At 63.6% G+C, this 11,762-nt stretch carries 13 protein-coding genes; 7 read left to right on the plus strand and 6 right to left on the minus strand.

What is annotated here, in order from left to right; genetic code table 11:
* Positions 1-7 precede the first annotated feature (7 nt).
* The 3 genes from ACEQXE_RS02405 to ACEQXE_RS02415 are packed head-to-tail and all read right to left on the minus strand — an operon-like array spanning position 8 to position 2,183.
* On the minus strand, positions 8-967 hold the full coding sequence (locus ACEQXE_RS02405; RefSeq protein ID WP_370177290.1) for a sterol desaturase family protein: 960 nt from the start codon (positions 965-967) through the stop codon (positions 8-10).
* Positions 960-1,373 (minus strand): hypothetical protein, encoded by a 414-nt coding sequence (locus ACEQXE_RS02410; RefSeq protein WP_370177291.1) that lies wholly within the window; start codon positions 1,371-1,373, stop codon positions 960-962. The genes ACEQXE_RS02405 and ACEQXE_RS02410 overlap by 8 nt, the downstream gene beginning before the upstream one ends.
* A 6-nt stretch (positions 1,374-1,379) precedes the next feature.
* On the minus strand, positions 1,380-2,183 hold the full coding sequence (locus ACEQXE_RS02415) for a TerC family protein (protein WP_370177292.1): 804 nt from the start codon (positions 2,181-2,183) through the stop codon (positions 1,380-1,382).
* A 268-nt stretch (positions 2,184-2,451) separates the two neighbouring features.
* Between ACEQXE_RS02415 and ACEQXE_RS02420 the strand changes: the two genes are divergently transcribed.
* The 7 genes from ACEQXE_RS02420 (at position 2,452) to ACEQXE_RS02450 (ending at position 9,309) form a co-directional block, all read left to right on the plus strand.
* Positions 2,452-3,219 (plus strand): cold-shock protein, encoded by a 768-nt coding sequence (locus tag ACEQXE_RS02420; protein WP_370177293.1) that lies wholly within the window; start codon positions 2,452-2,454, stop codon positions 3,217-3,219.
* Positions 3,220-3,344: 125 nt separating this feature from the next.
* Positions 3,345-4,538, plus strand: coding sequence for an aspartate aminotransferase family protein (locus tag ACEQXE_RS02425; RefSeq protein ID WP_370177294.1), 1,194 nt, complete (start codon positions 3,345-3,347; stop codon positions 4,536-4,538).
* A complete protein-coding gene (argF, locus tag ACEQXE_RS02430) occupies positions 4,535-5,467 on the plus strand; it encodes an ornithine carbamoyltransferase (RefSeq protein ID WP_370177295.1) in 933 nt (310 codons plus the stop codon). The genes ACEQXE_RS02425 and argF overlap by 4 nt, the downstream gene beginning before the upstream one ends.
* A gap of 47 nt (positions 5,468-5,514) precedes the next feature.
* Positions 5,515-6,417, plus strand: coding sequence for an Hsp33 family molecular chaperone HslO (locus ACEQXE_RS02435; RefSeq protein WP_370177296.1), 903 nt, complete (start codon positions 5,515-5,517; stop codon positions 6,415-6,417).
* Positions 6,418-6,503: 86 nt separating this feature from the next.
* On the plus strand, positions 6,504-6,911 hold the full coding sequence (locus tag ACEQXE_RS02440; protein ID WP_370177297.1) for a DUF3617 domain-containing protein: 408 nt from the start codon (positions 6,504-6,506) through the stop codon (positions 6,909-6,911).
* A 54-nt stretch (positions 6,912-6,965) separates the two neighbouring features.
* Positions 6,966-7,661: a 7-cyano-7-deazaguanine synthase QueC gene (queC, locus tag ACEQXE_RS02445; RefSeq protein ID WP_370177298.1), complete on the plus strand. Its 696-nt coding sequence runs from the start codon at positions 6,966-6,968 to the stop codon at positions 7,659-7,661.
* A gap of 19 nt (positions 7,662-7,680) precedes the next feature.
* Positions 7,681-9,309, plus strand: a complete 1,629-nt coding sequence (locus ACEQXE_RS02450) for an MFS transporter (RefSeq protein ID WP_370177299.1) — start codon at positions 7,681-7,683, stop codon at positions 9,307-9,309.
* A 33-nt stretch (positions 9,310-9,342) separates the two neighbouring features.
* Here the strand turns inward: ACEQXE_RS02450 and ACEQXE_RS02455 are convergent, their stop codons facing one another.
* From ACEQXE_RS02455 to ACEQXE_RS02465, 3 genes are all read right to left on the minus strand, one after another.
* On the minus strand, positions 9,343-9,876 hold the full coding sequence (locus ACEQXE_RS02455; RefSeq protein ID WP_370177300.1) for a superoxide dismutase family protein: 534 nt from the start codon (positions 9,874-9,876) through the stop codon (positions 9,343-9,345).
* 91 nt (positions 9,877-9,967) lie between these two features.
* Complete coding sequence (locus ACEQXE_RS02460) at positions 9,968-11,083, minus strand: OmpA family protein (RefSeq protein WP_370177301.1); 1,116 nt, start codon at positions 11,081-11,083, stop codon at positions 9,968-9,970.
* Positions 11,084-11,303: 220 nt separating this feature from the next.
* A complete protein-coding gene (locus ACEQXE_RS02465; RefSeq protein WP_370177302.1) occupies positions 11,304-11,756 on the minus strand; it encodes a DUF2793 domain-containing protein in 453 nt (150 codons plus the stop codon).
* Positions 11,757-11,762 lie beyond the last annotated feature (6 nt).

The raw sequence follows: 11,762 nt of genomic DNA on the forward strand, positions 1-11,762 counted from the left end.
GGAAAGGTTAGGCGGCGTGGCGGGGTGTCGCAATTGCGTTTTTCGGCGGTTCTTCGGGAACGCGCTCAGTCGCCTTGCCCGCGCCCTGCTGCGCTTCCCACCGCGCGCGGATCATGTCGGAGGTTTCGCGGCTGTTATCGTGGCTCCAGCCGGGCTCGCGCAGCAGGTAGGAAAGCTTGTGCTTCCAAGGCGCGCGCCACATGTCGGACAGCATGCCCACCCATTCGTGGAACACCGACCACAGCAGGTTGAAGCTGCCCAGCTGTTTCACGATGCCATAGCGGATCGGCTCTTCCGTGCTCGGGCGTTCGGCCTCGAAAGTGCCGAACATCTTGTCCCACACGATGAAGACGCCTGCGTAGTTGCGGTCGAGATAGCGCGGGTTGGTCGCATGGTGCACGCGGTGGTGGCTGGGCGTGTTCATCACCGCCTCGAACCAGCGCGGCATCCGGTCGATCGCTTCGGTATGGATCCAGAATTGGTAGATCAGGTTGAACCCGCCGCAGATCGCGATCATGCCGGGATGGAAGCCGAGCAGGACCAGCGGCAGCGCGAATACGAATCCGAGGGTGAAGTAGCCGGTCCATGTCTGGCGCAGCGCGGTGCTGAGGTTGTAGTGCTGGCTCGAATGATGGTTCACGTGGCTCGCCCAGAACCAGCGGCTGCGGTGGCCGAAACGGTGGACCCAGTAGTATTTGAGGTCGTCCAGCACGAAGCACAGCGGCCATGCCCACCATTCCCAGCCGATGGTGAACAGGCGCACTTCGTAGGCGGCAAGGAACACAACCAGCGCGAACCCGCCGAACAGGAGCCCGGCCACCGTACTGCCGAGCCCGAAGGCAAGGCTGACCAGCGTATCCTTGGGTTCGTAGGCTTCCGGTCGCTTCCAGCGCGCCCACAGCATCTCCGCCAGCACAAGCAGGACGAAGGCCGGGACGGCATAATCTACGGGCGAAAAGTCAGGCATCTGTGTGATAATCTAGCGCGTTGATGCGCGATACCCAAGCCTGTGCTTCGTCGCCAAGGTCGAGGGTGACTTTGCCGAAGCGCCGGTCTGCCGGATCGAGGGTGAGTACACCCCCATTGCGCGACGCAGCGGCGCCGCGCACCAGGATGCGCGCGGCAAATTGCGCTCCGTGACGGCGCAGCACCATGATTCGCCCCGCATCATCGGTGATGAGTGCGGCAGCGCCATCGGACGATATCGCGGCGGAAGCGGGCTCGAACCCGCTATCCGCCTCGCGCGCCAGCTCCAGTGCGCGGGCTTCGTCTGCGATACCGGCCGTCCGGCCGAGCCCGAGGCCCCATGCTATCGCCGCGAGCACCAGGATCGCAACGAGCGATCCGATCAGCTGGAGCAGTTGCGGTTCCACAAGGGGTCAGTGCCCCTTGGTGGCTGCGCCAGCCGCCTCGGCCCTCCGGCTGTTGCGGCGCCACATGTTGAGCATTTCGACCGCAACGGAGAACCCCATCGCCGCGTAGATATAACCCTTGGGCACGTGGAAGCCCAAACCGTCGGCGATCAGGACCAGCCCGATCATCACGAGGAAGGCGAGCGCCAGCATCACCAGCGTCGGGTTGTTCTCGATGAAGTTGGCGAGCGGATCGGCGGCGACCATCATCACGCCTACGGTGATGACCACCGCCGTGATCATGATCGGCAGTTCGTCGGTCATCCCCACCGCGGTCAGGATCGAATCGACCGAGAACACCATGTCGAGCGCGATGATCTGCGCGATCGCCGCGCCGAAGGTGAGCGTGGCAACCTTCTTGGTCTTGTCGAACATGTCGTTCGTTTCTTCGGGCTCCACGTTATGGTGGATTTCCTTGGTCGCCTTCCACAGCAGGAACAGGCCACCCGCCAGCAGGATCAGGTCACGGCCCGAAAAGGCGGTTTCGAAGGAGGGGCCGCCATGCTCGGTCGGCGGTCCGACGAGGCCGAGATCGAACAGCGGGGTCTGCAGGGTGACCAGCCAGCCGATCAGGAACAGCAGGGCGATCCGCATGATCAGCGCCAGTGCCAGCCCGATTCGCCGCGCACGCTGTTGCTGGTGCTCGGGCAGCTTGTTCGAAAGGATCGCGATGAAGATGAGGTTGTCGACCCCCAATATGACCTCCAGCACGATTAGCGTGAGGAGTGCGGCCCAGGCGGCCGGATCGGTCAAAAGTGCGAGAATATCCATGATGCTAGGCCATGCCTCGCGCGTGATCGCCGCGCAAGATGCCAGTTCGATCGCTCATCGAAATTGTCACATTCGTGCGGAATCAGGGGCAATATGCGATTTGGTTCGCGCGCGGGCACTTTCTGCGGTAAGGGTCCGGTGAGTTTGGTGGGGGATATGCGGCTCACGTCGTGCTTTTGCCTGACGAGTAATTCCGGTGAGTGGCCGTCCGCGCCTGCCGGGATTTCGATGGTAGGACGGATGGAAGTAACAAGGTTTTTGGCGAGTTATGGGTTACGATAAAGGGCGTCGGCGCGGGCGCGACAAGCGGGACAGCATCGGCGAAGAAGGTTTCGAGCCGTTCCCCGGGGGCGATTTCGGCGGCGGATTTCAGGATCGCGGCGGATTCGACGATCGTGGCGGCGGTTTCCAGGACCGGGGCGGTTTCAACGACCGCGGCGGATTCCAGGATCGTGGCCCGGGCGGTGGTGGACCGCGCGGCGGCGGTGGTGGCGGCGGTTTCAACCGCATGCCGGCGCAGGTCGTGGGCACCGGCAAGGGCCAGGTGAAGTTCTTCAACGGCCAGAAAGGCTTCGGTTTCATTGCGCAGGAAGGCGGCGGAGACGATGTGTTCGTGCACATCAGCGCCGTTGAGCGTGCGGGCCTCGAAGGGCTTGCCGAAGGGCAGGAGCTGGAATTCAACCTCGTCGATCGGGGCGGCAAGATTTCGGCGCAGGACCTGCAGGTCGTCGGCGACGTGATCCCTGTCTCCGGTGGCGGCGGCGCTCGCGATGCGGGCCCGGGTGGCGCAGGCGGCCCGCCCCGCCGCGAGCTGACCGGCGAGAAGGCGACCGGCACGGTCAAGTTCTTCAACGCGATGAAGGGGTTCGGCTTCCTCGTGCGCGATGACGGACAGCCCGATGCTTTCGTGCACATCAGTGCAGTGGAACGCTCTGGTCTTTCGCAGATCAACGAAGGCGAACGCTACGAGTTCGATCTCGAAGTCGACCGACGCGGGAAATACTCGGCGGTCAACCTTGTTCCCGTACAGGAATGAGCAGGCCACTCCGGCGGGATTTGACCCGCCACGGGTGAGCCAATAGATCGCTGATCATTCGCGAATGGCGGTTCCCTCGCGGGGCCGCCATTTGTCGTTCCCCTGTTCGGTTTTTCGGAGTTCCCATGTCGATCACGCCCCTCATGCCCGTTTATCCCCGTTGCGGCGTACGCCCGGTAAAGGGCGAGCATTGCCACCTGATCGACGAGGACGGGACGCGCTATCTCGACTTCGCGAGCGGGATCGCGGTCAACCTGCTGGGGCATAGTCACAAGGGCCTGATCGGTGCGATCCAGCGCCAGGCCGAAACGCTGATGCACGTCTCCAACCTCTACGGCAGCCCGCAGGGCGAAAAGCTGGCGCAGATGTTGGTCGACACGACCTTTGCCGATACGGTGTTCTTCACCAATTCGGGGGCCGAGGCGGTCGAATGCGCGATCAAGACCGCGCGCGCCTTCCACCAGCATGAGGGCGGCGACCCTGCACGCACCGAGCTGATCACCTTCACCAGCGCGTTCCACGGGCGAACGATGGCAACCATCAGCGCCTCCAATCAGGCGAAGATGCACCACGGCTTCCTCCCGCTGCTAGAAGGTTTCGCCTATTGCGAGTTCGATGACCTAGATGCTGCGCGCGCGATGATCGGCCCCAAGACCGCCGGTTTCCTGGTCGAGCCGATCCAGGGCGAGGGCGGAATTCGTCCTGCCAGCCAGGAGTTCATGCAGGGCCTTCGCGATCTTGCGGATGAGCATGGCCTGATGCTGGTGCTGGACGAAGTGCAGTGCGGCGTCGCGCGCACGGGCAAACTCTACGCCCACGAACTCTACGGCATCACACCGGATATCGTCGCCAGCGCCAAGGGAATCGGCGGCGGCTTTCCGCTGGGTGCATGCCTTGCGACCGAGCATGCCGCACGCGGCATGACGTTCGGTACGCATGGATCGACCTATGGCGGCAATCCGCTGGCGATGGCGGCAGGTGTCGCGGTGATGGAAGCGGTCGCGAACGACGAATTCCTCCAGCACGTGCGCGACACGGGCGCGCGCCTCAAAGCACGTCTCGAGCAGTTCATCGGCAATTATCCGGAACTGTTCGAGCTGGTGCGCGGCGAAGGCCTGATGCTGGGGATCAAAATGAAGGTGGAGAGCCGCCCCTTCTTCCAGCACCTGCGCGATAACCACCAGCTGCTGACCGTGGCGGCGGGCGACAATACGCTGCGGGTCCTCCCGCCGCTGGTGATCGGCGATGCCGAAATCGACGAGTTTTTCGACAAGCTCTCCGCCGGTGCGGCGGACTACTCCGTGCCCGAACCCGCATGAGCAACGTGCGGCACTTCCTCGACCTGTCTGATGCAGGCGGCGATGCACTGGCCGCGATGCTGAACGATGCGCAGGATCGCAAGGCCGCGCGCGCCGGATGGCCGAAGGGGCGCACCGATCCCGATGCGCCGCTGAAAGATCATGTGCTCGCGATGATCTTCGAGAAAAGCTCCACCCGCACACGCGCCAGTTTCGATATCGCGATCCGCCAGCTGGGTGGGAGTGCGATGGTGATGGACGGCGGCTCGATGCAGTTGGGGCGCGGCGAAAGCATCGCCGACACCGCGCGCGTGCTCAGCCGGATGGTCGATGCGATCATGATCCGCACCGACGATCATGCGAAGATCGAGGAAATGGCGCACCACGCCAGCGTGCCGGTGATCAACGGGCTGACCGACCGTTCGCACCCCTGCCAGATCGTTGCCGACCTGCTGACAATTATCGAGCAGGGCAAGGCGCTGCCGGGGATGGAACTGGCGTGGTTCGGCGATGGCAACAACGTGCTGCACTCGATTCTGGAAGCTGCCGGTATCTTCAAGTTCAACGTCCGCATCGCAACGCCTGCGGGGTTTGAGCCCGACATGGCGTTTGTCGAAACGGCGCGTGCCGAAGGCGCGACCGTCACTCTGACGCAGGATGCGCAGGCTGCCGCGCGCGATGCCGATGTGATCGTGACCGATACATGGGTTTCGATGGGGCAGGAGAATGTCGAGAACAAGCTGGGGGCGATGCAGCCCTACCGGGTCGACGATGCGCTGATGGCGCTGGCGAAGCCCGACGCGGACTTCCTCCACTGCCTGCCCGCGCATGTCGGCGACGAGGTGACCGAGAGCGTGATCGAAGGCCCGCGCTCGCGCGTATTCGATGAAGCGGAAAACCGCATCCACGCGCAGAAATCCGTGCTGCTGTGGGCTTTCGACAAGCTCTGATCGCCGCAGGGGTTGGGGACGGGGCGCGCATCCCCATATAGCGCGCCGTGACCGACACGCTTCCGCCACCTGAAACCTTCTCCGACCGCCTGCTTGGCGCGTCGATCCCTGCGCGCGACACCCGGCTACGGCTGGTCAGGCTGGACCGTACGCTCGGCGAAATTCTTGCCGCGCACGACTATCCGCCACCGATCCGCCACCTGCTGGCCGAAGCGCTGGTGATCGGTGCGCTGGTTGGCGGCCTGATCGACGAGGCAGAGGGCCAGATGACGATGCAGGCGCAAACCACTGCCGGTGTCGTCAAACTGCTGGTGTGCGATTATCGGGCGGGTGCGATCCGCGGCTATGTCGATTTCGATGGGGATCGGCTGGCCGAGCTGGGCGCAAACGCAACGCTGGAGGCGCTTTTCGGCAGCGGCTTCCTCGCGATTACATTCGACGTGCCCGAACGCGGCGGCCGCTATCAGGGTATCGTCCCGCTTGAGGGCAAGAGCCTGTCCGAGGCGTGCGAGACCTATTTCATGCAATCGGAGCAGGTGCCAACGCTCGTGCGCGTGGCAGTGCAGGCCCAGGGCGACCACACGATTGCGGGCGGAATCCTGGCCCAGCATTTCCCCGATGGCGAAGTCGGGCGCGAGCGGCTGCATGTTCGCCTGTCGCACCCGCACTGGCAGCATGTCGAGGTGATGACGTCATCGATCCGGCACGAAGAACTGCTGGACCAAGAGGTGCCGTTGGAGGCACTCGTTTGGCGCCTCTTTCACGAAGAAGACGAGGTCCGCGTGTTTCCCGGGGCCTCGCTTACCCGTGGATGTCGGTGCAGCCTCGAACACTACGAATCGGTTCTCGGCCGTTTTCCAGAGCAGGAACGTGCCGAAATGCGCGACGAGAACGGGGCCATTCTGGTCGATTGCGCGTTCTGTTCGAAGGTTTTCACAATTGTGACGTGATTTGTTCAGGTTTGGTGGTGTGCTGACAGTGTAAGACACTTCGGCATGGCCATATGCTGTGCGTCGCAAACAGAGGTCAACGGTTCATGTACCATCTGAATATCAAGGCTGCCGCCGCGCTTGCCCTGACAGCAGGTGCAATGCTCGTCGCGCCGCTTGCCGCCAGCGCTGCCACAACGTCGGTCTTCGACACTCTGCGGCTGGGCCTGTGGGAGATTCGCGAAAGAGGCGATGACCGGGTCGAGCGGGTCTGCGTGCGTACGGAACGCGATCTGGTGCAGTTGCGGCATCGCGGAATGTCGTGTCGCCGCATCGCCATCGACGAGAAGGGGCCCAACGCGACCGTGCAGTATAGCTGTGGCGCATCGGGTTATGGGCGCACGCTCATCCGCCGGGAGACGCCAGTGCTGGTGCAGTTGCGCAGCGACGGGATCGATCGCGGCGCACCGTTTTCGTTCGAGGCCGAAGCCCGCAGGGTTGGCGATTGCCGCTGATTTCCTGACGACGCGGGCTTGCAGGCGATACGCGAGAGGCGCTAGCGCCGCTCAATGCCCGCCACCGATCGCACCTCCATCGCCGCCGTTCTGCTATCGGGCGGTCTCGATTCGATGGTGGCCGCCGGTCTCGCGGTGGAACGCGGCCACCGGGTCCATGCCCTGACGATCGATTACGGGCAGCGCCACAGGCGCGAAATCGAGGCAGCGCGCGACATTGCCTGCGCTCTCGGCCTTGCGAGCCACGCTGAGATTGCGCTCGATTTGCGACAGTTCGGCGGTTCGGCGCTGACGGCGGATATCGACGTTCCCAAGACCGGCGTGGGGGAGGATATCCCGATCACCTACGTGCCGGCGCGCAATCTCGTTTTCCTTTCGCTCACTACGGCCTTTGCCGAGAGCATCGGCGCGGGGCGTATCGTGATCGGCGTCAACGCGCTCGACTATTCCGGCTATCCGGACTGCCGACCCGAGTTCATAGCTGCCTTTGCGGAGGCCGCGCGGCTCGGCACCAAGGCAGGGATCGAGGGCGGCGGTTTCGCCATCGATGCTCCGCTGCAATTCCTGAGCAAGGCAGAGATTGCGCAGGAAGCGGACCGGCTGGGCCTGGATACGGGGCTGAGCTGGTCGTGCTACGATCCGCGCCCCGACGGCCTGCCATGCGGCCTGTGCGATTCCTGCCGATTGCGACGGGCCGGGTTTGCAGCGGCTGGACTCGTCGACGGCCTAGTCTATCCTACGAATACATAATCTTTCGGTGAGGGGTCCCATGAACGAAGATAACACGCCCGCGACTGCGGAAAAGGCGCGGGTGCCAGCCTACAGCTGGTACGCTTTGAGCGTCCTGGTGCTGATCTACGTTCTCAATTTTGTCGACCGGCAGATTCTTTCGATCCTGGCCAATGACATCAAGGCCGACCTTGGTGTGGACGACGCGTTTCTCGGCTTTCTCTACGGCACGGCCTTTGCCATCTTCTACGCGTTGTTCGGCATCCCGCTCGGCAAACTTGCCGACAGTTGGCATCGCGTTCGCCTGATGACGATCGGCCTCGCGCTATGGTCGATGATGACGGCCCTTTCGGGGTTTGCAAAGAATGCTGCAGCGCTCTCGGGTGCCCGTGTCGGCGTCGGGATTGGCGAGGCGACCGCCAGCCCTTCGGCCTATTCGCTGATTTCGGACTGGTTTCCCGCGCGTCTGCGCGCCACCGCCTTGGCGATCTATTCCTCTGGCCTTTACGTTGGTGGCGGTATCTCCCTGCTTATCGGCGGCCTGATCGTCGAGAACTGGAACGCAACGTATCCCGATGGCGGCCCCTTGGGGCTGGCGGGCTGGCAGGCCGCCTTCATTGCGGTCGGGCTGCCCGGCCTGCTGCTCGCGGTGTGGGTGTTCACGCTAAAGGAACCGGTTCGCGGACTGATCGACGGCATGCCGAGCAAGCCTGTTGAGCGGCCCTTCCGCGGGTTTTTCGAAGAGCTGCTGCAGATCATCCCGCCGTTCACCATTCTCGGCGCGGCGCGGCGTGGCGCCGCCGCCCTCGCCGGTAACCTCGCAGGCCTGGTGGGCTTCTTTGTCGCCGCGTGGCTGATCACCTTGCTCGCGAATACCGGACAGGGCTTTATCATGGGCGGTATCGTATCGATCGCGCCGGTTCTCGGCGCAACAATATCCGACCAGTGGTTCCTGCTTGCGATCGGATATTACGCGATTTTCAGCTGGGCGAGCGCGCTCAGATCCCGCGACCCTGCAACCTTCGCCTTGACCTGGGGGTCGCCCGCCTTCCTGAGCACGATACTCGGCTACGGCACGGTGGCTTTCATCTCCTATGCCACATCCTACTGGGGAGCGCCTTATGGCGAACGGGTCTTCGAAATATCGAAGAGCGAGCTGGGCCTGCTGCTGGGCGCGCCGGCAGCGGTGACCGGTTTCTTGGGCGTCATCATCGGCGGCCGTGTAGCAGACTGGCTTTTTGCGCGCGTTCCTGCAGGGCGCCTCTACGTGGTGCTGTTCGGCTTGCTCGCCCCAATTCCCGTGGTGTGGGTGATGTTCACCACCGACAGCAAGACGCTGTTCCTCATCCTCGCCGCCATTGCACAGCTGTTCGCCTCGAGCGCATTGGGCGCTGCCGCTGCAACCAGCCAGTCGCTGGTTCTGCCACGCATGCGCGGGGTTGCCACGGCAACGTTCTTCCTCGCGACGACGCTGGTCGGCCTGGCGCTCGGCCCATATCTCGCGGGCCTGGTTTCGGCCAAGGCCGGCGAGGACCTCGGCCTTGGTATGCTTAGCACCTTGTGGGTGGCGCCAATCGGGCTGATCCTGCTGATCGCGGCACTCAAGCTGGTGCCGGCAGCGCAGGAGCGCGTCCTTGCGGCGGGCAAGGCGGAAGAGGCAGGTCTCTGACCCGGCCCATTCCGCCTTCGGAGGTCTGTAGGTTCAGAGGCGTCGCAGCACTCCGCACGCAACACGGGCGCCCGCATTGCCAGAGGGTTGGCTGACGTAGTCATCCGGGTCTGCGTGGATGATGACAGCGGCACCGTCTGTATCGAATATCGCGTCCACGATTTGCTCCGCGCCGGTCCCAAGCGTGAACCTGTCGCTGGCGGTGCCGCTTGCGCTCACCGTGAGATTGGGCATCGCGCCCAGATGGCTCCGCGCGCTAGACGGATCGCCATGCGGGTGGCCTCCGGGATTCAAATGCCCCCCGGCCGAAGCATAATCGGGAGCAATGCATCGGCCCGTCGTGTGGATATGGAAACCATGTTCGCCGGGTGTAAGCCCATAGGCAGTCACCGCGACTTCGATGCTGTCGCCAACTGAAATCAGCCGTGCTTCGCCCGTGGGCGTGCCGCTGGAGTCGTTCAATGCAGCAATGCCGATAATATTGTCATCGGGGCGGGGCACGCTGGCGCAGGACGCGAGTGTTACAGCTGTGGCGAGAGCGAGAGCGATCTTGGATGGGTGGGTCATGTGCGGTTATCTCCTCCAGATACCCACCCAACGAAAAAGGGGCCGGATTGCTCCGGCCCCTTCTCGTGTTTCGTAGCGGTTAGCCGCTCGATTACATGCCCGAACCCGGACCGTAGGTGATTTCCACACGACGGTTCTGCAGTTCGCGGACACCATCGGCAGTCGGAACCCGCGGGTTCGCTTCACCGAAGGCTTCGCTGCTGATGCGCGCGTCGGGGATGCCGCGACCGGTCATGTACGACCGAACCGAAGCGTTACGACGTGCCGCGAGGCCCAGGTTATACTGCACGGTACCCGAACGGTCGGTGTAACCGGCAAGCATCACCGAAGCATTGCCGCAGTTCTGGTAAGCCGAGATCGCGTTGTTCAGAACCGAGGCTGCTTCCGGAGTGATGTCCGAGCGGTCCCAGTTGAAGAACACGATGTACGGGCCCGAGTTGCACGCCGGCGGAGGCGGCGGCGGGGGCGGCGGGGGAGGCGGCGGCGGCGGCGGCGGCGGCGGCGGCGGCGGTGCCGGCGGTGCCGGCGGTTCGCCGAAGTTGTAGGTCAGCGTGCCGAGCAGCGAGTGCGACCGGAACTTGCCACTAATGTCGTCACCGAACAGATCGACGAAGTCGAGCTTCGGAGCGTTGTAGAAGCGATACTTCAGGCCCGCGTCGATGCGATCGGTCAGCGGTGCACGAACGCCGGCAACAGCCTGCCATGCGAACCCGGTGTCCGAATCGTCGAGACCGGCGGGGTTGCTGAGGCTCAGCTGACCCGAGACCTTGGTACGGGCAACGCCCACACCGCCGCCGACGAAGCCCTGCAGGCCGTCGTCATCGCCGAAGTCGGCGAGGCCGTTGACCATGAAGCTGAGCGAGCTGGCGCTGCCGGCAGCCGAATACTGACCCGAAGGAGCCAGCGTGGTTGCGGTCAGCGGGAAGCCCTGCGCACCGAAGGTGAGCGTGTTGAGGTCGGCAGAACGATAGCTACCTTCGGCTTCGATGCGGACGGGGCCGAAATCGTAGCCGATGAGGCCGCCGAAGTCGTAGCCGGTGTCGTAGTCGGCAATCAGCTGATTGTCGACGCCGTTCACTGAGAACTCGATGTCCTCGACCAGCATCGGACCGCCTTCGACTTGCACGTACCAAGAGTTGTCACGTGCAAGCGCCGGCGATGCAAGCACCGTCGAAGCCATCGCCATTCCGATGACGATATTGCGCATTACTGAAAATCCCCTTTGTAATGATTGGGAGCCACCAGGAGGCCCCCACTTAACTTTTCCCCAGTTCAGAGGCAAGCAGACAGGCTCTCGATCAAGCAAAGCGACAGCACTGTTGCACGATTGCCTCATAAGCAGGTGCGAGTTTTACCGGAAGCCGGGCCGTAACCCTGTTCCTCCCGTGCAGCCAACGTCTTAGCATTCGAGCGGTTCCCACTCGGTCTTACACGCCGACGCCAGCATCTCGCAAGGTGTCGATCAATCCATCAATGGCGGCGCGCGCCTCTGCATCAATGGTGGAGCCACCGGAAGGCGATGCGGGAATGGCTGGCGCGTTCCATCCGCCGTCCCACCTGCGAGTGACACCGGCGGCCTTGTCGAACACGGCCATGCCGACCTGCGGGTTGACGAACAACCAGGTGCCGGCAGTGAAAACCGCCATGTCGTTCTCCCGTCCGGCCCAGTCTCCTTGCGGGTTTGCGCTGATAATCCAGCACTGCCCCTCGGATGGACTGGCGGGAGGGCTCGATGCGATTTCCTCTACCGCAGGGGTGAGCAGGGCGTCGATCCGCGCGAGGCCTTCGTTTACGGTCGCTTCCTTCTGCGCCTGTGCAGCAAACAGGTAAGGCAAGGCAACGCGCGGCGAGCGCGCGGTGAAGACGAGCGGGGTGCTCATAAGCTG

Origin of the sequence: Alteriqipengyuania sp. (assembly GCF_964222115.1) — a bacterium.
Lineage (GTDB): Bacteria > Pseudomonadota > Alphaproteobacteria > Sphingomonadales > Sphingomonadaceae > Alteriqipengyuania.

Bases quoted from the DNA above. Each gene is read 5' to 3' on its own strand.
- ACEQXE_RS02415 (WP_370177292.1), bottom strand. From the start codon at position 2,183: ATGGATATTCTCGCACTTTTGACCGATCCGGCCGCCTGGGCCGCACTC.
- ACEQXE_RS02425 (WP_370177294.1), top strand. From the start codon at position 3,345: ATGTCGATCACGCCCCTCATGCCCGTTTATCCCCGTTGCGGCGTACGC.
- queC (WP_370177298.1), top strand. From the start codon at position 6,966: ATGCCCGCCACCGATCGCACCTCCATCGCCGCCGTTCTGCTATCGGGC.
- ACEQXE_RS02450 (WP_370177299.1), top strand. From the start codon at position 7,681: ATGAACGAAGATAACACGCCCGCGACTGCGGAAAAGGCGCGGGTGCCA.
- ACEQXE_RS02420 (WP_370177293.1), top strand. From the start codon at position 2,452: ATGGGTTACGATAAAGGGCGTCGGCGCGGGCGCGACAAGCGGGACAGC.
- ACEQXE_RS02465 (WP_370177302.1), bottom strand. From the start codon at position 11,756: ATGAGCACCCCGCTCGTCTTCACCGCGCGCTCGCCGCGCGTTGCCTTG.
- ACEQXE_RS02405 (WP_370177290.1), bottom strand. From the start codon at position 967: ATGCCTGACTTTTCGCCCGTAGATTATGCCGTCCCGGCCTTCGTCCTG.
- argF (WP_370177295.1), top strand. From the start codon at position 4,535: ATGAGCAACGTGCGGCACTTCCTCGACCTGTCTGATGCAGGCGGCGAT.
- ACEQXE_RS02455 (WP_370177300.1), bottom strand. From the start codon at position 9,876: ATGACCCACCCATCCAAGATCGCTCTCGCTCTCGCCACAGCTGTAACA.
- ACEQXE_RS02460 (WP_370177301.1), bottom strand. From the start codon at position 11,083: ATGCGCAATATCGTCATCGGAATGGCGATGGCTTCGACGGTGCTTGCA.
- ACEQXE_RS02440 (WP_370177297.1), top strand. From the start codon at position 6,504: ATGTACCATCTGAATATCAAGGCTGCCGCCGCGCTTGCCCTGACAGCA.